The sequence below is a fragment of the Kribbella sp. NPDC050459 genome (assembly GCF_040655315.1).
Lineage (GTDB): Bacteria > Actinomycetota > Actinomycetes > Propionibacteriales > Kribbellaceae > Kribbella.
Genome location: NZ_JBFAJQ010000003.1, coordinates 705,816 through 726,046, shown reverse-complemented (window position 1 = coordinate 726,046; position 20,231 = coordinate 705,816). Strand labels below are relative to the sequence as shown.

At 71.8% G+C, this 20,231-nt stretch carries 12 protein-coding genes; 7 read left to right on the top strand and 5 right to left on the bottom strand.

All coding sequences use genetic code 11. The features are described 5' to 3' along the window. The 3 genes from sufU to AB0I12_RS14640 are packed head-to-tail and all read left to right on the top strand — an operon-like array spanning position 1 to position 1,449. The gene (sufU, locus tag AB0I12_RS14650) at positions 1-459 is read left to right on the top strand and encodes a Fe-S cluster assembly sulfur transfer protein SufU (protein ID WP_359929255.1); all 459 of its coding nucleotides are present in this window, start codon (positions 1-3) and stop codon (positions 457-459) included. After that, positions 452-838: a metal-sulfur cluster assembly factor gene (locus AB0I12_RS14645; RefSeq protein WP_359929254.1), complete on the top strand. Its 387-nt coding sequence runs from the start codon at positions 452-454 to the stop codon at positions 836-838. Before sufU ends, AB0I12_RS14645 begins: the two co-directional genes overlap by 8 nt. Further along, a complete protein-coding gene (locus AB0I12_RS14640; protein ID WP_359929253.1) occupies positions 835-1,449 on the top strand; it encodes an acVLRF1 family peptidyl-tRNA hydrolase in 615 nt (204 codons plus the stop codon). The genes AB0I12_RS14645 and AB0I12_RS14640 overlap by 4 nt, the downstream gene beginning before the upstream one ends. Here the strand turns inward: AB0I12_RS14640 and AB0I12_RS14635 are convergent. From AB0I12_RS14635 to AB0I12_RS14615, 5 genes are all read right to left on the bottom strand, one after another. Continuing rightward, on the bottom strand, positions 1,437-1,949 hold the full coding sequence (locus AB0I12_RS14635; protein WP_359929251.1) for a hypothetical protein: 513 nt from the start codon (positions 1,947-1,949) through the stop codon (positions 1,437-1,439). The genes AB0I12_RS14640 and AB0I12_RS14635 overlap by 13 nt on opposite strands. Beyond that, positions 1,946-8,365, bottom strand: coding sequence for a hypothetical protein (locus tag AB0I12_RS14630; protein WP_359929249.1), 6,420 nt, complete (start codon positions 8,363-8,365; stop codon positions 1,946-1,948). The genes AB0I12_RS14635 and AB0I12_RS14630 overlap by 4 nt, the downstream gene beginning before the upstream one ends. 95 nt (positions 8,366-8,460) lie before the next feature. Continuing rightward, on the bottom strand, positions 8,461-9,027 hold the full coding sequence (locus tag AB0I12_RS14625) for a hypothetical protein (protein ID WP_359929248.1): 567 nt from the start codon (positions 9,025-9,027) through the stop codon (positions 8,461-8,463). Between the two features lie 3 nt (positions 9,028-9,030). Next, positions 9,031-9,570: a hypothetical protein gene (locus AB0I12_RS14620; protein ID WP_359929247.1), complete on the bottom strand. Its 540-nt coding sequence runs from the start codon at positions 9,568-9,570 to the stop codon at positions 9,031-9,033. 51 nt (positions 9,571-9,621) lie between these two features. Next, positions 9,622-16,698, bottom strand: a complete 7,077-nt coding sequence (locus AB0I12_RS14615; protein WP_359929245.1) for a hypothetical protein — start codon at positions 16,696-16,698, stop codon at positions 9,622-9,624. Between the two features lie 146 nt (positions 16,699-16,844). Here AB0I12_RS14615 and AB0I12_RS14610 point away from each other — a divergent pair, with 146 nt between their 5' ends. Genes AB0I12_RS14610 through AB0I12_RS14595 form a run of 4 tightly spaced genes read left to right on the top strand, consistent with a single transcriptional unit; the run spans position 16,845 to position 20,197 of the window. Further along, positions 16,845-17,306 (top strand): hypothetical protein, encoded by a 462-nt coding sequence (locus AB0I12_RS14610; protein ID WP_359929244.1) that lies wholly within the window; start codon positions 16,845-16,847, stop codon positions 17,304-17,306. A gap of 52 nt (positions 17,307-17,358) precedes the next feature. Beyond that, the gene (locus AB0I12_RS14605) at positions 17,359-18,090 is read left to right on the top strand and encodes a hypothetical protein (protein ID WP_359929242.1); all 732 of its coding nucleotides are present in this window, start codon (positions 17,359-17,361) and stop codon (positions 18,088-18,090) included. Beyond that, the gene (locus AB0I12_RS14600; RefSeq protein ID WP_359929241.1) at positions 18,090-18,890 is read left to right on the top strand and encodes a hypothetical protein; all 801 of its coding nucleotides are present in this window, start codon (positions 18,090-18,092) and stop codon (positions 18,888-18,890) included. Before AB0I12_RS14605 ends, AB0I12_RS14600 begins: the two co-directional genes overlap by 1 nt. Then, the gene (locus AB0I12_RS14595) at positions 18,887-20,197 is read left to right on the top strand and encodes an ATPase, T2SS/T4P/T4SS family (protein ID WP_359929239.1); all 1,311 of its coding nucleotides are present in this window, start codon (positions 18,887-18,889) and stop codon (positions 20,195-20,197) included. The genes AB0I12_RS14600 and AB0I12_RS14595 overlap by 4 nt, the downstream gene beginning before the upstream one ends. Positions 20,198-20,231: the final 34 nt, after the last annotated feature.

Here is a 20,231-nt window from a genome sequence, read left to right as displayed (position 1 = left end):
ATGCAGCTCGACAGCCTGTACCAGGAGATCATCCTGGACCACTACCGGACCCCGCACCACGCGGGCCTCGCGGACCCGTACGACGTGGAGGTGCACCACGTGAACCCGTCCTGCGGGGACGAGGTCACGCTCCGGGTCGAGCTCGACGGCGACACCGTCAAGGGCGTCACGCACGACAGCGTCGGCTGCTCGATCAGCCAGGCCGCGACCTCGGTGATGACCGACCTGGTGATCGGCAAGCCGGTGTCGGAGGGGATGGCGACGTACGAGAAGTTCCTCGAGCTGATGCAGGGCCGGGGGAATGTCGAACCGGACGAAGAGGTTCTGGAGGACGGCGTCGCGTTCGCGGGCGTCGCGCAGTTCCCGGCCCGGGTGAAGTGTGCACTGCTGGGCTGGTCCGCGTGGCGGGACGCCACCGCGCAGGCCCTTGCAGCCGACCAAGGAGTGAGCAATGCCTGACCAGACCGACGAGAAGATCGAGCTGCCCGAGGTCGACCTCGAGGCGGCCGCCGCCCCGGCAGGGACGACACCGGCCAAGGTCGAGGACGTCACCGAGGCGCTGAAGGACGTCGTAGACCCCGAGCTCGGGATCAACGTCGTCGACCTCGGCCTGATCTACGGCATCACCGTCGACGACACCAGTACGGCGACCATCGACATGACGCTGACGTCGGCAGCCTGCCCGCTGACCGACGTGATCGAGGACCAGACCCGGATGGCGCTGGACGGCCTCGTCAACGACTTCCGGATCAACTGGGTCTGGATGCCGCCGTGGGGCCCGGAGAAGATCACCGACGACGGCCGCGACCAGCTGCGCGCCCTCGGCTTCAACGTGTGAAAACCGTCTCGGTGGCGCCGGGCCGACTGGACAGGTGGCTGGACGGCTTCGGTGAGCGCCACGGTGCGGTGCGGTACGACGTGACGCCGTCGAGCGTCACGTTGTCCGCGGAGGACGGTGCGTCTGCCGTCGTCGCCGTACCCTTCGAGCCCCTCGCGGTGTTGTCCCGCGAGGGGCTCGTCGCGCATGTCCTGCGGGACCGGCGGCTCGGCGTACTGCTGGTGCGGCGCGGCGGCTACGGCGCGGGAGTATTTGCCGGCGGCAAGCTTCTCGACTCGAAGGTCGGGTCGCGGCACGTGCAGGGGACGACCAAGGCGGGCGGCTGGTCACAGCAGCGGTACGCGCGCCGCCGGGACAACCAGGCGCGCGAGGCGTTCGCGGCGGCGACCGAGGTCGCGGTACGGATCCTCGCCCCGGCGCGCCTCGACGTCCTCGTCTGCGGGGGAGACCGGCGGGCGGTCGACACCGTGCTCGACGATCCTCGCCTGAAGGAGCTCGGCGCACTGGTGCGGCCGCCGTTCCTCGGCGTACCGGATCCGAAGCAGAAGGTTCTCGAGCAGGCCGGCGCCGACGCGTGCGCGATCCGCATCGACGTGGATCAGCCGGAGTAGCTGTCCCGGACGGCCAGCAGCCGGTCCAGCCGGAAACGTCCCGGGTCACGCTCCCGCTCGGCCCGCCCGGCGTCCGTCCAGAACGCTTCCGCGGGTACGGCGTCGCCGGCCCGCGGGACGAACTTCAGGACTTCCTGCACGGCCTGGCAGGCGTACGCCATCACGGCGCGAGCCGCCGCCGACCGGTCGTCGGCCGGCATCTCACCGGCGATGGCGTCCGCGATCGCCAGCCACTGCCCGGCATCGACAAGCTCCGAGGGTTCCGGCCCACCGAAGGTCGCCACCTCGTCAAGGAGCCCTTGGTACGGCGGTGAGAACAGGTACTCCCGCTCGGCGCCGCAGTTCGCACACGCGCCGACGTACCGCAGCGCTCCGTCGTCGATCGCGCGCTGCCAGACGGCGTCGTCCGAGCCGCAGTCCGGGCACGCAGTGAGGTCGAGGTAGAGCATCGCCTCGGCGGTCGTCCGGGCGATCGCGTACGGCGGGTCGTAGTCGTTCACTCGATCGTCATCCCGCTCGCAGGGTTGGTGGTGTGACTGCGGCGCATCGATGCGCCGGCGGCCCGGGAACGGCTCTTCCGCGAGTCGGTCTCGGCGAGGGCCGCTGCCGGGATGCCGCACTGTTGCAGTGCGTCGACGACCGCGCTGGTGAACCGCCGCGGCGGACCGTGCTGATGCAGGGCCTTGAGGTCGACCCGGCCCTCGGCGAGCAGCGCCAGCCGCGGGTGCAGCGTCGCGAATGCGGCTGCGAACCCGCCGTCGCCCCGGCCGGTCATGCTGCCGTCGGGATGGGCGACGTACATGGTCCGCCGGCCGTTGGTCTCCCGGATCGCGAGCCGGACGTTGACGTCGTCGCGCCGGGCCTGGTCCAGGGCGTCGACCAACGGCCGGTACGGGTGCTGCTCGTCGGCGTCCACGGTCACCTGGACGGTCGGGACCCGGCCCGGTCCGGCGTCGGCGGTCTGACCGGCCTCCATCCGCTCCCGCATCGCGTCGTACTCGTGCCGGTACATGGTCAGGTACGCCTCGCCGGACGCCGCGCGCCGCAGCGTGTCGGAGCGCTCGACCTTCGGCGCCTTCCCCGCGCGGAGGCGCAGGCGCTTGAAGTCCAGGTGGTAGTCGACGCGCACCTTCACCGTGACGACCTGACCGGACTCGTACACCCCGGTCTCATGCCGCGCCCCGACGGTGCCGGTGTCCTGCTGGCTGACCCTGCCGCTGCTGGACACGCTCGCGCTCACTTCGCCGCCCGGCGTACCGCCACCGATCGTCCTGGAGCCGGGCAACAATTGGCTGCTGCGCGCGGTCAACTGGCTGACCTTGAGCCCGCGGGTGTTCTCACCGAGCTGGGACGTCAGATCCTCGTCCGGATCCGACACCAGTTCCAGGCCCGAGACCTCGGCACGGACCCGGACCGTGACGACGCGCGCGGTCTCCCCGGGGACGGCGAGCGGTACGAGTTCGTGCCCCGACGCGCCGGCCATCTCCTGGAACTCGACCATCCGGTTCGCGGCGCCGAGCCGGGACTCCAGCGTCGTCGCGTGCATCCGGACGCCCTCCGGCGTCAGCAGATCCGCGCCGCCGAGACGTGCGCAGGCGACCTCGAACAACGTGTTGTCCTCAGCCTCGCCGGTCAGGTACGGCAGCGTGCCTTCGGGGAGGTAACGGTCAGGCAGTACGACGGAGCGGTGGTCCTGTGGCCCGAGCTGGGGCGGAGCGGAGTCGAGTACCGACGCGGGGACGGCGAGGTTCATCCGGCCGCTCGCAACCCGGGTCGTGGTGACGTCGGACGTCCCGCCCGGCTCCGCCGAGTCTTCGACCTCGACGAAGAGCTGGTAGTCCCGCTCGACGCGGGCCATGTCGAGCGTCAGGCCGGTGTTGATACCGGTGCCCGCCACGCTGGTCGACGCGGTGGTCGAGGTGCTCAGCTCCGCACCGACACCGGCGGTCGCCGGCAACTCGTCGGAGCCGGAGCCGTCGAGCGAGGCGCCGTACGCCGTGCCCTCGGTGACGCTGCGGCTTCGGTCGCTGAGCTTCCAGAGCTGCAGGAGGCCGAAGCCGGTGCCGCTCTGGCCCTGTGTCCCGCCGACTTCCGTGGTCGGCTCGCCGACGAACCTCAGCCGGAGACGAACCCGCAGGTTGCGCGTGCTCGCGCCGTGCCGGAACGGGAGCTCGCGGACGAAGCCGCGTGGGTCGAGCATGTCGTCGAGCTGGCTCCGCCAGCGCGTGCCCGCGAGGTCGCCGCGCAGTGCGTTGACCAGCACCGGGTCGTCCAGCGCCCGCTCGGCGTGCGTCGCCACCGCCGCGAAGACCTCCCGGAACGGGTCGGTGTCGTTGCCGTCCTGGTCCTGCAGCGAGGCCTGGGCGACCTGTGCGCCGCCCATCGTCCGGGCGTAGTGGCGGGGGAGAGGCGCCGAGACCCGTAGCCGGGCGAGATCCTCGGCACTGCGCAGTACGGCGTCGAGGCGCTGATCGGGCTGCTCCGGGAGACCGGCCGCCGTCCGCAGCGCTTTCGCCAGCACCTCGTTGGTGTGCCCAACGGCGAGGCCGTCGGTCGCGCCCCGCCTGTCGATCCGGTAGCGGCGCATCAGCGCGGTCGCAGTGCGGCGGGGGAGGACGAGGTTGCCGTTGATCACCCGCTCGACCGCGTCGGCCACCTGGTGCAGCGGGAGGTCCAGGTCGCCGCGCCCGTACGACAGGAGAGCGTCGCGCTCGGGAAGGGTCAGGAGTACGGCGCCGTTGTCGAGCGGGATGCTCTGCGGCGTGGCGCCGCCGGACCGCAGCTGGGCCTCGAGGACGAGATCACCGCAGAACTGGTAGTGCTGCCCGTCGCGCATCAGCGTGCGCTCGACGCCGGTGGTGGCCGATTCGGACCGGCTCGACGAGACGCTGGTCGTGCGGGTCAGCCCGAGCGCTGCGCCGTACGACTGCCCGTCGGCCGACACGGCCCCGCTACCGCCGCTGATCCCGGCAGTCGTGGCCGTGGAGGCGCCCGCCGTACTTCCTGTGGTCGCGAGCGTCACGTTCAACTCGGCGAGGATGGGCTGACCGGAACCGACGTACCGCAGGTTCTCGATCCGTGTGGTGAGGGTGAGGGTCCTCGGCCGCGGGGTGAGGCCGCGTTGCCGGATCGCGTCGAGCGGGTCCTCCGGCAGCGAACCGACCGCGAGGCTGGTGCGGTACTCGGTGGTGAGCAACTCCGGGCGGGCGATCAGGTTCCGTGGGGCGAGGAACGCGCTGAGGTGGTGCAGGGCCGCGCTGTCGGGGCGGCCGAGCGCCGGTACGGCGTCGGTCAGCCGGGTGATCGGGTCGCGGGCGTCGACGTGATGAATGGTTGCCGTCTGCAACAGGTTGGGCTCGACCTTGCCGCGGACGGCGACCGCGGTCTGCTCGGAGCCGCGGCAGAACTCGCCGTCGAGCCAGACCCGCGCACTGCCCTCGGACGAGGCCACCGCTACCGGCCCGTCGGAGGTGATCTCGCTGACCGTGATCGTGTGCGGTACGTCGAACACCGCGACCTGCGAGGCCGACTCGGCCACCGTCATCCGGTACGCGCCCCTGCTGGACGTCCAACTGAGCGAGCGGCCCTGCGACGTCCGGCCGACCGAGGCACCGGCTTTCGGAGTGGTGCCGGCCTCGCCGGTGGCCGGCGCGTTGCTCAGACCCAGCCGGGCCGACCACGGCAGGCTCTGCGCCCGGGTCCCGGTGCGTCCCGACGTACTGACGCCGATGTCGACGTTGACGACCATGTCGTTGTCCGCGACACCGATCGGCGTCACGCGGTCGAAGTGCTGCTCGAGGGTGATCTGGTAGGACCTGACCCGCGGCGGACGACCCGTGCGGTGCTCGGTGAGCTGGAACGTCAGCCGGTCCTGCGCGGCGTGGTCGTAGCCGGTCTCCAGGCGGTGCTTGGCGATCTGCTGGCACGCGCGTTCCCAGTTCTCCGCGCGGCTGAGTACGACGGCGGGGTCCTCGTTCGCGAGGCCGTCGGGCAGCGGCCGGCCATGCTCGTCGAGCGGCGGGATCATGCCCTGCTGCGACAGGTGCGCGAGGAACCCGTGCAGCGCCCGATCGGCGCCGGCGAGCTCGCGGATCATCGCCGGCCCGGCGCCGCGCAACTGCCCCGGGCCGTTGCCGAGCCAGGTCGGGAGCTGCAGCGCGGTGTCGGTCGGCACCGGGTCCCCGCGCAGCAGCAGCCGGCCGTCGGCACCACGTCGTACGGTGCCGTTCTCGTCTCGCACCAGGGCTGCCGTCGGAACCGGGAGGCCGTAGCGGAACGCGTCCCGCTCCGCGATCCGCAGGCAGGCGTCGCCATTGCCGTTGACCGTGAACGATCCGGCGCGATCGAGGCGGTGGACCGTGACCTTGTGCCGCAGACGCACCTTCACACCGACGGTCGGCGCCACTCGCTGGGTGCTCCACCGGCTGCCCAGGTCGGCGGTCGACGCGGTCTCCTCCTGACTGGTGTTCCGGCCCGCGCGCAGTCCTGGACCGAGGTCTGCGGTGGTCGAGCCCAGGTCGGAGATCGCCGTACTGGCCGTCAGACCGACGGTGCGCGACGAGCTGAAAGCCTGGCTGCCGGACGCGCCCGTGTTGCCGACGCGCCAGTGTTCGAGCTTGTGGTCCGGCGAGCTGTCGCTGGTCAGCTCGGCGGACTCCAGATCGACAGTCGTCTCCAGTTGGGCCCAGGCCACCGGCCGGCCGCCGTTCGTGATCAGCCGCCAGACCCCGCCGGGCCTGGTGGTCTCGTCCAGCCGGATCGTCCCGTCCTCGGCGATCAGGCTGCGGACCCGGTCGTGACCGACGCGGTCGACCGCGCCGAGGTGCTGCTGGAGCTCCGCCATCGTCCGATCGCACAGGTCGTTGAGACCGTCGACGCGGGTGGCCATGTGCTCGGGCATCGACGGACTGCGTTCCGCGGCCAGGCCGAGCGTCTCGAGACTGGTCGTCTCGGTCGGCGGCGGAACGGTGTAGGTGTGGATGAACCCGAGGTCGAGTGTGGTCGCGTCGCGGTCCGCGCCGGCGTCGACGACGCCGGGCTCCGACCATTCCGCGGTCGCCGAGTCGCGGATCCGCCAGATCCAGCGCGGCCGGTCCGCCCGGTACCGCAGGAACTCTCCGCGGAGCGCCTCGACCGCGCCGGTCTGGGCGAACTCGGTCGCGCCGCCGCTGACCGTCCGGCCGCGGCCCCGGGCCAGGTCGACCCCGGGGGAGACGAACGTGGCGGCGGCGCGCAGCTTGCTCGAGTCCGGCAGCGCCTCGGTCACGGACCGGAGGCTCGCGCTGGCCGTCGCACTGGAGTTCTGCGCCGCGGCGGTGGCGACGCTGAAGCCGCCCTGGACCACCTGCCCCACCTGGGCCTCGTCGATGGTCAGCGGGCTGTCAAGTACCTCGTGGAGCTCGCCGGGATCGAGCTGAAGAAGGATCTGGCGGACGCTGCCGGCTTCGTCGTCGATCGTCAGCACGAAGCCGTCGGGCGAGAGAATCCGGCGGCTCTCACCGCGCAGCGTCCGGTGCAGAACGTCCGGCGTGAAGCGGTCCGGTTCACGCAGCGCCGCGTTCAGCTCCTCGCACAACTTGGTCAAGTGGGGGAGCCGTCCCGACGGCAGACCGTTGTGCTGGACCTCCTTGTCCGGAAGGGTCGCGGCAGTCGCCTGCTCGTACGCCCGAACCTCCCGGACCGCAGCCTCGGCGTCTCCGCCCGCCGCCAGCGTGCGGCACACCTCTGCCGCGGCGCGGGCCTGGTCGGCGGCGGCGGTGCAGGCGGCGGCGATCTGGGTGTGGCGTTCGGCGACGCGGAGGCGTGCGACGCCGCGGACGCGGAGCCGCCGGGCGCGCTCGTTCGCGGACGCGTCCTGCAGGGCCGCCTCGGTGCCGGCGGCCTCGAACAGTTCGGCCGCCTGCCCGCGGGCGGCTTCCGCGCTCGCGGTCCGCACCGCGGCGCGGTGCGCGTGATCCGCTGCCGCGGACTCGAGTCCGGCGAGCTGTCGACCTACGCGTGCTTGGAAGCGCTCCTCCGGAGTCGTCACCGGCGTCGGCTCCGCGTCGTGTACGACGACGTGCACAGCGGCCCATGGGAAGCTCGGAGCAGGATGCCCACCCTGACGGATCGCCCCCGACAGGTTCCTCAGCTCCGCCTCGACGTCGGCGAGCGGCCGAAGCCCCAGCCCGTCCCGCGTCTCCCGCCACTCCACCCCGAGCCGGCGGAACTCCTCGTACTGCGCCTCCGCCCGCCGGTCCCGCTCCGCTCGGAGACTGCGCGCTTCCTCCCGAATTCCGCCCACCAGCCGACGGATCGCTCCGAAGAACCCGACCGCCCGCGCAGGTGCGGCGGATTCGTGCACGCCGCCGACGGGGCGGCGCGGCCGGCCGGGTGCGCGCAGTGTGGTGGGGGCTGGGGCTCGGGCTGTCAGGCGTTCGGCGTCTCGGACGAGGGCGCGGGTGTTGGCGACCAGGTCTTCTGCGAACGGGCGGTTGCGGCCCGTCCGGCGTGCTCGTGTGCTGCTCAGCCGGCGGAGGTCGGACTCCGACTCCAGGTGATTGCCGTCCAGGACGTGTTGCAGGAGAGCTTGGGCCTCGCGCACCTGTGGCTCGGGCAGGGCGGGGAGATCCAGGAGGGCGTCCAGGGCGGCGGTTGCGCCGTCGGACGGGTTCCCGCCGCGTGCGCGATCGAGCTCGGCCCCGACGAACGCCACCGCCTCGGCGACCAGCCGGTCATCGCCGACCGCGGCCGCGCGCCGTTCCAGCCGGCGTTCGAGCCGCCGCAGCGCTGTGCGGGCCGGCCGCTCACGGGAATGCCGCAACCGCAGCGTGCCGTCCCGAAGAGCGATCGCCTCGGGGGCGATCAGACCGATCGCGAGCCCGAGCGCCTGGCGCGCGCGAACTCGTGGGCTGTCCTCCGTGCCGGCAGCAGCCATCAACGCCAATCTCCCCGTTCGGATCCCCGGACCGGGAGATTACTCGCCGTAAATCCCACCACAATGGTTAACAATCGCCGGTGGGGTTCGTCACATCAGGAATCGCTGTACAAAGCCCGGAAGTCCGCGAGCGCGCCGCTGTAGGTCTCCAGGTCCTCCTCGAGCCGCGCCCTGGTCACGACGTGCGGGTCGTCCGCCTTGATGTCGGCGCCGTACGCGGTCCAGATCTCCGAGTCCGGAACCTCGTGCACCCCCTCGGGCAGGAACTTGATCGCCTCGGCGATCGCCTCCGCGGCGAGCTCGAAGTTCAGCGCGACGAGGTCGCGCTCCTTACCGGGCTCGCCGTTGTAGGCCATGTCCGCCTCGACGCCGCGCTCCCAGTACAGCCGTCCGACCGCGGTCCACTCCGCAGCGTCGATCAGCCGCGACCTGCCGAGGCCCCAGTGCGCCCCGATCAGCGTGGCCGACTTCTCCGAGGCATACGGGATCGTGATATCGCCGACCGGCGACGCGTAGGTCCAGGCGTCCGGGCCCTCGGTCAGGTTGACGCCGGGCTCGAAACCCGGCGCCGGTGTGAGCTCCACGCCGGGCTCCGCTCCCTCCTGCGCGCGGGTCAGGGCCACGTAGATGTCGGCCTCCATCAGAGTCCTCGCGGTCAGCATCGGTTATCTCGCTCCTGTTTCCCTGATCTGACTGGCCAGTTCGCCGTACGCGTCCCGAGTCACCAGCAACCGGTCCAGCCGGAAGCGCCCGGGCTCGGCCGCCCGCACCGCCTGTCCTTCCGGTGTCCAGAACTCGTCCTCCGGTACGGCGTCCGCGCCGGCCGGGACGAACTTGATCACCTCGACGACCGCGGCGCGCGCGACGGCCAGCACCCTACCGGCCTCGTCTGGAGCTGTGGGGACGGCGGCCGCCGCGGTGTCGGCCACGTCCAGCCACTGGCCCGCGTCGATGATCTCGGACGGCTCCGGGCCGCCGAACGTCGGCCAGCCCTGCACCGCGGTCTCCTGCGCGGGCAGCCCGAACAAGTACTCACGCTCGGCGCGGCACCCCGGGCAGACCGCCGCGTAGCTGCAGGCGGGCCCACCGTCGATCTGGACCAGCGTCTGCTCCCAGGGCGCCTCGACCGAACCGCAGTCCGGGCACGGATGCAGCTCGAGGTACAGCTGTGCCTCGTCCCAGGTGCGGGCCACCGCGAAGGCCATGAAGCCCCTCTCGTTCTCGGAGTACTGACACCGAAGTTGCCGTCATCGGCCTCACGGCCCGGACATCGACGGTCCCTGGCCGGGAGAGGCGATCGTCCGGCCCGAAACCGCCGAGGACCGCGCGCCCGGCCCGGTGACCGGCGGCAGCGACCGCGCCGCCGTCGTGTAGTCGAGCGCCTTCAGCACGTCCCGCGGGACGCCGGCGGCCTCCAGTTCGCCGGCCACCTTCGCGCTGAAGCTGCCGTCCGGTCCGGACGTGTTGTACAGCTCGCGCAGGTCGACCCGTCCCTCGGCCATCAGCGCCAGGTTCGGGTGCAGGGTCGCGAACGCCGACGCGAAACCGCCGTCGCGGTCGCCGAGGAGACGCGCCGGGATGTTCCGTTCGGGGTCGGCGGGAGTGGCCTTGTACTTCCGCTCGGTGCCGTCGGCCTGCTGGACCAGCAGCACCACGGGCCTGCCTTCGGTCCGGGCCCGATCGAGGGCGGCGAGCAGCGGGCGGTACGGCTGGTAGACGGCGCCGTCCTTGCCCTGCCCGTACTCGGTCGCGGTGATGTCCGGCCGTCCGAAATCCGCCGGCCGGGCCTCCAGCCGTGCGTTGGCCAGTACCGAGTCGAGCGTCGCGCCGGCCTCCATCTGCCGGAGTCCCTCGAGGTACTGGTGGCGGAGCATCCGGACGAACATCTCACCGCGCGCCAGGTTCGGCAGGTTGGTGGAGTTCCGTACGACGGGTTCGCCACGGCCGCTGTCGGTCGTCTCCCGGACCGTGGCGCCGTACACCACCGGGATCCGGACCGTGACCAGCTGGCCCTCGGTGAACCTGCTGGTCTCCAGGCGGGTGCCGTTCTGGTCCGAGGACTGTTCCTTGACCTGTTCACCGATCGAACCGCCGACCGACACGAGTCCGCCGTCGACACCCCCGGACCCCGTGAGCGGGGTCAGCCGATTGCTGCTGGTCGCCGAGCGGTACGCCTCCTGGCGGCGCCAGACGCGGCCCACCTGACCGTCGACCACCGGCCCGTGCAGCTCCCAGCCGACCGCGGTCGCGTTGATCTCGACGCTGACCGTCGTACGCCCGTTGCCCGGCTCCGCCATCGGCTGCAGGGCGATCCCGCCACCGAGCAACCGGCCCGCCTTCGCCTTCAGCGCGGTCGGCTTGAGGTTCGACCGGATCAGGTGGCGGTACTCCGCGACGAACCTCGGCCCGTAGCGCTTGCGCAATTCGTCGGTCAGGTTCTCGGCGAGCTCGTTGCGCCGGGCGCCGCCGCGGGCGTGCAGCGCGGCGCGGATCGGGACCGCGCCTTCCGGGAGTTCGATCGGGCGGTGCTCCGCCCGTTCCTCGAGCTCCGGCTGGGTCTGCGGACGCGGGCCGTCCATCAGGTCGCCGCGCGGCACCAGCATCTTCACGACGGCCCGCACCTGCCGGGGTTCGGACACGCTGGTGACGTCGTCCGGGTCGATCCGGCCGAGCTTCCAGCGGGCGCTGGCCATCGCGGCCGCACCGGCATTGCGGACCCGTACGACCCGGGTCTCGAACACGATGGTCCGCTGCACCTCGACCAGTTCGTGGCCGTGCCGGTCGATCGTGGCGTTCTGCTCGCCGCCGCCGCCCGACTGCGTCTTGCTCTGGTCCGTCGAGACGCCCAGTGAGCCGTCCCCGAGCGCGCCGGGGGTCTTGCCGTCGACACCGGCCGAGATGGTGACGGTGTGGCTCGCCGACCGGTCGAGCTGCTTGTAGTCGTAGTTCTGCCCGATGCCGTAGGTCTCCGGCTTCGGGTACAGGGGAGTGCCGTCCTTCTTGACCGGTACGCCGTCGGTGGTGAACCCGCCCTCGTACCAGGCCGCCGTCTGGACGAAGAACACGTCCGGGCGTTCCTGGCCCTGGATCGGAACCTCGATCGGCGCTTCGAGCCCGCCGGCGCCGAGCATGTCGTCGAGATTGCCCTGGAAGCCGTCCTCGCTGAGGTCGACGTCCAGCGCGTTCTGCAGCAGCCGGCTCGCATTCCGCAGGCCCGGGGCCAGCTCGTCGACCTGCGGTTCGACCAGCTCGCGCAGGTCGACCCGGCGGTCGGTGCCCTCGACGGTGATCGACTCGATCTGGGCCGCGCCGAGGCTGTCCTCGTAGGCCTCGGACGCATGCGCGTCGCGGCGCTGGTCCGCCTGCGCCTCGACACGTCTCGCCGTTGACTCGAAGCGCTTGGGCTCGGTCGAGGAGCGGGAAGCCCGGACCCGTCCGTGCTTGCGAAGCTTGGCTGTCAGGAGCTCGGTGGTGTGCTCGGCCGCCAAACCGGTGGTGACACCCTCCTTCTCCTTCGCGTAGCGGACGAGGAAGCGACTCGCGACCCGCTGGCTGATCGGCAGCTTGTCGTTCAGGTACCGCTCGGCGGCGTCGGCGGCCACCCACACCGGCAGATCCAGCTTCCCGGCGCCGTAGAGCTCCAGCGCCCGCCGCTCGGCCATCGCCTTCTGCACCACCGCGTCCGGCAGCTCGATCGACCGAACCACCTGACCGTTGTGGACGATGTCTGCGGTCATCTTGTGCCGCTCGATGAACTCGTGGTGTGTGCCCGTGTTGACCAGCAGTCGCTCGTCGCCGGACGTCTCGCTGGTCGTGACGGACTCCGAGCGACCGCCGGTGCGGCCGACCGAGAGCCCACCGGACGTCGCGGCGCCGCCGGCCTCGGTCACGCCGAGCCGGGCGTCGCCGCTGACGCCGCCGCCCGCGGACCGGCCGGAAGTGGACCCGACGTCGGTCATCGTGAAGTTGATGTCCAGGGTGTTCTGCTGGCTCATCGCCACGTGCGTGAGGCTGACCGCCTCACCCCGGATCACGATCTCGTACTCCTGCGGCAGCAGCGTCCCGTCCTCGAGCGCATGCGCCGGACTCCCGGGCGCGCGCACCACGGTGAACGGCAGCCGGTACTTGCCGTTCAGCCACTCGCGGTTCGCGACCAGGCTGGCCGGCGACAGGTCCTCGTGCAGCGAGGCCAGCGCCGTCGAATCGGACCGGATCGCCGGGATCGCCTTGCACAGCACGTCCGCCGCGTTCCCGGCGTCGACCGCGACCGGGAAGGCCTGCTCGACCGCCTGGTGGTGCGGCGGCTCGGGGTCCTTCTCGTACACCGGGGTGTCGGCCCGCGTCATCGCGCTGTCGTACGCGACCTCCATGCTGCCCTGGACGTCGGCGATCGGCTCGGCGTCACCCTTGTCGGTGATCTCCGCGAACGTGATCCGGAGGTTCTGCTTGATCCGGTCCATCGGCTCGGTGCTCTCGCTGAGCGTGACGCGGTTGACGCGTCGCCCGGCGGTCCAGCTGAAGCTGCGGCCGATCGCGTTCCGGCTGAACTTGAACCCGAGCCGCCCCGCCCAGCCACGGCGTCCTTCGTCGGGGCCGTCGGAGGCGCCGGCCCCGGCGGACAGCGGCACGCCGCGGGACCGGCTGGACGTCCGCCCGGTGGCCCGGGAGCTGATGCCGAGAATCACGGCGTTCTCGTTCGTGCTCGTCCCGCGGCCCTCGACCGGGAACTGGTCGTTCGCGTCCGTCTCCTGGGTGACCGACAGCCGGAACGGCCGCCAGCGCGGCGTACCGGCGACGCCGTGGTCCTCGAGCATCACGATCAGGCCGCCCTGACAGGCCTGGTTGATGCCGGCCTCGATCCGCGGCGCGCTGATGTTCTGCCGGACCCGCTCGTAGTTGGCGAGCTGCTGCGCGGTCGCCGGCTCACCCGGTCGCGCCACCAGGCCCATCTCGGCGAGCTGCGTCAGCGCCTGCAGCTGTGCCTGATCGGCGCCCTGCAGGTTCTGCGCCAGGGCCTTGCCGACACCGCGGAGCTGGTTCTCGCCGCGGCCCATCCACGGCGGCATCTTCTGCGGCGCCGTCGACGGCGCCGCGTCGCCCCGGAGCAGCACCCGCCCTTGCGGATCCAGCTTCGGCGTCTTGCCGTCGTCCTCCCACAGCACGGCGTTGCGGTCCGCGCGACCGCCCGCACGGAGCAGGTCGTTCTCCGCGACCCGGACCAGCGCCTTGGCCTCGCCGGTCTCGACGATCGATTCGGCCAACTTGTCGCCGACCTTGCGCAGCGTCGCGCGGACGTTCAGACCCAGCAGCACGCCCTGGGTCGGGCCCTGGTTGCGGTGCACGACCGGGGTGATCGCGGTCATGCTGACGGCCTGGCCGCCGGAGCGGGACACGTTGCGTCCGGCCGACACACTCGGCCCGACGCTGATCGGGGTGCCGAACACGTTGTTCAGCGCACTCGCCGCGGCCACCGGGCTCACCTTCGAGGGCGTGCCGGGGAACCCGACCGAGCCGGTGCCGGTGACCGACGCGGTGTACGTCTGGCTCGCGTTGACGCCGGCGAAGTCGACGAGGACCTCTTCCTGCCACATCTCCGGGCTGGACTCACCGACGAGTTCGGCCTTGCCCCAGACGGGTTCGACCTCCCAGGTGAGTTCGTACTCCGTCCCGCCGCGGGCGGGGATCCGCCGGGTGATGCCGCCCGGCTGACTCATCTCGCGCAACAGCCGGTGCGAGTCGTTGACCATCAGGCCGGCGATGTGGTCGTACGAGGCCCGGTCCAGGTCGCCGTACTGCTGCTGGGTCCTGCGGAACAGGCGGTCGGTGACGTCGTGCAGTCCGGTGATGCTGGTGACCGCGTGCCGCGGGAACTCGCCGGTGACGTCCTTCCCGTGGCCGATCCCCGCGAGCGTGACGGTGTCCGTCGGGGCCTGCACCGTATACGCGCTGGACACCCACGTCTGCTGCCGGCCGGCGTCGACGGTCTCGACCGCGGACCAGGGCTCGGTGGGGGAGCGGCGTACCTGGATCTCGAACTTGCCGGACCACTCGTAAAGGATCGACTCGCCGCGGTTGTCATCGACCCAGCCGGACTGGTGGTGCGCCGTCGCGCCGCTGCTCTCGGCGAGCGAACGGCCGCGCGACACCTCGACGCGGGGCGACACGAGCTGCGAGGCGGCGTGCACCGGCGTACCGGGTGCGGCCATCGCCAGGAACGGGCCGATGTTGACGCCGACATTGACGTTCGTCGAATGGGTGTCGGTGGTGCCGAAGCCGGTCCCGCCCTCGCCGAGCGTGCCGGACATCTGCTCGGCCATCCGGAAGTCGATCTGGTCGAGTTCGGTGATGTCCTCGGCGATCGCCACCACCCGGAACTCGGCCAGCTCCGCGGCCGGCGTGCCGGCGTCGTCGGGGATCGGGAGCTGCATCCCGTCACGCGACATCAGCCGCCGGTACTCCGCCGCGGGCATCGGCACCGGGGAGCGGTCCGGAATCCGTGCGGTGATGCCTTCCCTGGCCAGCACCCGGTTGATGTCGTCGACCGGGAGCCGGAGCTGGTCGCCCTCCGGGACGCCGGTCATCAGCAGGTCCTTGGTCGGCATCGCCTGGCCGAGACTGCGCTCGTACACCGCCACCTGCTGCTTCGCGGCGGCAGACAGATCGGCGAGCCTGGCCTGCGGGCCGTTCGCGTCGATCTCGGTGAGCAGCGCCTCGTACCCGGCCAGGGCGGCCCGGGCGTCGGCGGCGGCCTGGTCGTAGGCCCCGGCGATCTCGGTGTGCCGGCCGGCCCGGTTCTGCGCCTTCTCGGCGTCTTTGCGCAGCTGCCGCGCGCGCTCCGGCGCACCGCGGTCGCGGGCCTTGTCCTCCGCAGTGGCGTCCTTCTCCTTCTTCGCGGCCTCGCGGGTCGCGGTTCTGGAGGTACCGCGTTTGCGCTGCGCCTTCGCGTCGAGATCCGCGACCGCGGCCTGGAGCGTCTCGATCTGGGTGACGACCTGACCGCGCAGGTGCGCGGGCGTGTTCCGGGCGGGCTTCGCCGCGGCCTCGGCCCGCGCGGCGGCCCGCCCGACGGCGGCCGCGTCGGGCGTGACGACCACACCGGCGGTCCAGGGAAGCGCCGGCTCGGCGCCACCGTGCCGGCGAATCGTCCGGCCGAGAGCCTCGATGTCGCGTTGGAGATCGGCGACGCTCCGCGGCCCGCTCGGCTGCCCGTTCGCCAAGGTCTCGGCGCGGGCTTCGTGCCAATCCCGGACCAGCCCCTCGAAGGCCGCCTCGTCCGCGTGCAACCGGCGGTCGCGGCGCTCGTGGCTGAAGACGGACCGCAGCTTGCCCAGGAGACCACGGGACGGCCCGGCCTCCGCGGCGGCGATCTCCTGGGTCATCAGCGCCAGTTGGTGCGTGTAGACGTAGCGAACCTGCTCGTCGCTGAGCCCGGCCGGGATCCGCAGGACGCTCGGGTCGTTCTCGGTGCCGGCCCGGATGACGCCCTGGCCCATCGCGCCCAGGACGGTGTCGCCGATCTCGATCCGGAGCCGGTGCGGTACGTCGGACGTCGTCGTCTGCAGGACGGCCTGGCCGGAGCCGTGGTCGACGGCCGGCCGATCGGTGACCGATGCGGCCAGGGACCGGCGGTCCATCGCCGCGAGCACGTTCAGCGCGTGCGTCTCGGTGAGCTGCGGCTGCGAGCTCGGACGATTGCCGATGGCCAGACCGGTGCCGCGGATCTGCGCGGTCCAGACCCGCCGGCCTTCCGCGCTGCGGTGGCGGCTGCCGACCTGGGCGCGACGGCGTCCGCGGCGGAGCGCTACGGACGGCGTACCGACGCCGAGGAGTTCGGCGTCGCGGTTGATCGCGGCCGAGGCGGAGACGATCGTCGACGTCGCGTGGCTGTTCGGCGCGGTCAGCCGGGCCAGCCGGGCGGCCGACGCCGGGTCGTCCGGTGCCGCGCCGCTGAGGGCGACGCGCAGCAGCGCATCCGCCTCGGCGCGGCGGGACTGGGCCAGCCCCGGGACCTGCAGGTACCGGTCGAGGGCGTCGGCGGCGCCGCGCGCCGGCAGTTCGCCGCGCGCCACAGCCACCTCGGCACCCACCGCTGTCACGGCCTCCGCCAGCAGCCGGTCCTCGCTGATCCGGTCCGCGGCCCGTTGGGCGAGCAGTTCCTCGATCGCGCGCATCGCGCGCGCGGTCAGCAGATCGTCGCGGGTGGTCAACCGGACCCGCCCGTCCCGCAGCGGTACCGCCGAGGGGTACAGGATCCCGAGCGCGTTTCCGACGGCCCATTGGGCGCGAGTCGTCGGATCTGCGGCGGACAACGTCGGTGTAGTCAGCCGAATCACCTCTCCCGTGAGAGGCCTGGTGCTCACCAGTTGTCACCAGGACCCTCTGGTTCCGGAATTTAGCAAACAAACGGTTACTCGCCAGCAACTCGAACCACCCGAACTGTTAACGATTTACGCCGGGGGGTCCGCCTAGGATCGAGTCCATGTGGGAGAAGCTGGGAGATTCCGATTGGAACATCCCTCAGGCTCGTAGCACGGTCGCGCAGCTGCGGCACCACGCCGGTGACGGCCGGGAGTACGACGGCATCGAGCTGTTCCTCGCGCTCTGCGAGTACCTCGACCTGCTGCACGGCAAGCACGGGTTCGACTACTTCCGCACCGGTGCCGAGCAAGCGGCGCTGGCCGCGGCGGTCCAGGAGGCCCGCGGACCGCGGATCGAGCCGGACCCCGACACGGACCGGCTCGTCCAGCCGGTCAACGCGGCCGTCACGCTGGCCGAGGGACGGGACCTCGTGGTGTGGCTGGAAGGACGGCCGGGCTGGGAGCGTCAGGTCGGGCTGTGCCTGCGCGCCATGTATGCCTATCTAGACCAGTTGTACGGCGGGCCGGGCACCTTCAACCAGCTGCTCCGGCCCGACGAGCTGGAGCGGGTCGCGGCGCGGTAACGGCAGTGGCCGGCTGGCGCGGATGGCACCTCGCTGCCATTACGGTAGGCGCGTGAGTCTCTCGTCCTCCACGCGTACCTCTTCCCCAGGCGCCCGCGCAGCGGGCCGATCGACGGGTGGCGCGGCGACCCGCCTCCCGGGCAGCCGGGAACGGCGCCCCGCCCTGGCCGCGCTCGCGGTGATCCTGATCCTGCTCGGCGCTGCCGGGTCCGCCTTGATCGCGTTGAACAGCGGCAACCGCTCCGACTTCGTCGCGGTCGCCGACACGCTCCCGCCCGGCCACAAGCTGGAGTCCAAGGACTTCTCCCGCGGTGACCTGGCCGGCGCCACCGGCGGGCTGATCCCGTGGTCGGAGGCGAACAAGTACCTCGGCCGCTACACCAAAACCTGGCTGTACAAGGACCAGTTCGTCACCCCGGACAGCCTCACCAAGGAGGGTGAGCAGCCGATCCCGGCCGGCGGTGCGCTCGTCGGTGTCACCCTCGAGGCCGGGCGCGCGCCGTCGGACGGACTCCTCGTCGGCGACGTCGTCAAGGTCATCCGGGTGCCTTCGGCCAACCAGGAAGGTGCCGCGGTCCCGCTGGTCAGCGCGGCCAAGGTGACCTCGACGGTCGGTGCGATCACCGACAGCAAGACGAGTGCGAACAGCTCGCTCAACGTGACGATCATGATCCCGGCGGACGACATCACGACGGTCGCGGCCGCGGCAGCCGCCAAGACCCTGGTCCTGGTGAAGCTGGCGCCGGGCACCACGCCGGACGTCGAACGTAGCGGGGCCAACTGATGGCACTGGTGGCACTGGCGAGCGCAAAGGGCTCGCCCGGCGTGACCACGGCAAGTCTGGTCTTCGGCGCGCTCTGGCCGCGGCAGGTGCTGCTGGCCGAGTGCGACCCGGCCGGCAGTGACGTGGCGATCCGGATGACCGGCCCGGCCGGCGCCGCGCTGAACTCCGACCGCGGCCTGGTCAGTCTGGCCGCGGCGAGCCGCAAGGGCCTGGGGGACGAGGTCATCCTCGCGCACAGCCAGCAGCTCGACGGCGGTCTCGACGTACTGCTCGGCGTGCGCTCGCCGGAGCAGGTGGGTGGCATGGGCGGCCTCTGGCACCCGCTCGGCATCTCCTTCAACCAGATGCAGCACGGCGACGTGCTGGCCGACTGCGGGCGGATCGGTGCGTCCTCGCCGCAGCTGCCGGTCATCCAGTCCGCCCGCCTCGTCGTCCTGGTGTGTACGGCGACCGGCTCGTCGGTGGCGCACCTGCGGGAGCGGCTGTCGACGCTGGTGCACCACGTCGACGCACAGCTCGGCGTGGTCGTCGTGGCCGACCCGAAGCAGCGCGACGGCGTGAAGCAGGTCTGGTCCGTGCTGGATGCGATGTCCCTGCCGGTCCGGCACCGCTGGCACCTGGCGTACGACCCGGCCGGTGCGGCGTTCTTCGACGGGCGCGGCCACGGCCGGCTCGACAAGACCCAGCTGATCCGGTCCGCGACCGCGATCACCGCCGAGATGGCGTCGCTGGTGTCCGCGCCGCCGCCGCAGGACTTCGACATGGCCAACGCCGCGTTCCCGCCGGGTGATTACCGGTGAGCGCTGATCAGGAGCTGGTCCGCAAACTGCGCGTCCAGGTCGCGGAGCGGCTGAACGAGCAGCGCCGCCGCGACCAGGTGAACGGCGTACCTCCGATGAGCGCGGAGGACGAGCGGGAGTACGCGCGGTCGCTGATCGTGCAGGTGCTCGAGGACTACGCGCGGTACGAGCTGGCCGAGGGCCGGACGCCGCCGACCCCGGACGACGACGCGCAGATCGCCGGCGCGATCCACTCGGCGCTGTTCGGCGTCGGCCGGCTGCAGCCGCTGATCGACGACCCCGAGGTCGAGAACATCGACATCAACGGCTGCGACCAGATCTTCGTGCAGTACGGCGACGGCCGCGAGGAGACCCCGGGGCCGGTGGCCGAGAGCGACGACGAACTGGTCGAGCTGATCCAGGTGCTGGCGGCGCACGCCGGCCTGACCAGCCGCCCGTTCGACTCGGCGAACCCGCAGCTGGACCTGCGGCTGCCGGACGGGTCCCGCCTGTCGGCGGTGATGGGCGTGACGTCGCGGCCCGCGGTCTCGATCCGGCGGGCCCGGCTCGGCAAAGTGTTCCTGAAGGACCTGGTCGCCAACGGCACGCTGACCGACGACGTCGGCTCGTTCCTGCGCGCGGCGGTCGCGGCGCGCAAGAACATCATGATCGCCGGCGCGACGAACTCCGGGAAGACGACGCTGCTGCGCGCGCTGGCCAACGAGATCCAGCCGCACGAGCGGCTGATCACCGTCGAGCGCTCGCTCGAGCTCGGCCTCGGCGAGTTCAAGGACTTGCACCCGAACGTGGTCGCGTTCGAGGAGCGGCTGCCGAACTCCGAGGGCGTCGGCCTGGTGAGCATGGCCGACCTGGTCCGCCGCTCGCTGCGCATGAACCCGTCGCGCGTCATCGTCGGTGAGGTGCTCGGCGACGAGATCGTCACGATGCTGAACGCGATGAGCCAGGGCAACGACGGCTCGCTGTCGACGATCCACTCGAACAGCTCGATGGAGGTGTTCAACCGGATCAGCACGTACGCGATCCAGGCGATGGAGCGGCTGCCGATGGACGCCACGCAGATGCTGATCGCCGGCGCGCTCGACTTCGTCGTGTTCGTCCGCAAGCACAACGACTACTCGCGCGGCGGCGGCCTCAGCCGGTACGTCGAGAGCATCCGGGAGGTCACCGGATGGGACGGCCGGGTGCTGTCCGGCGAGGTGTTCGCCCCGGGACCGGACGGCCGCGCCGCGGCGCACGCGCCGATCGCCTGCATGGACGAGCTCGAGCACTTCGGGTACCAGCCGCTCGTCCACGGAACGTGGGCGTGAGGCAGTGAGCGAGCGGAGCGAGGTCACCATCAAG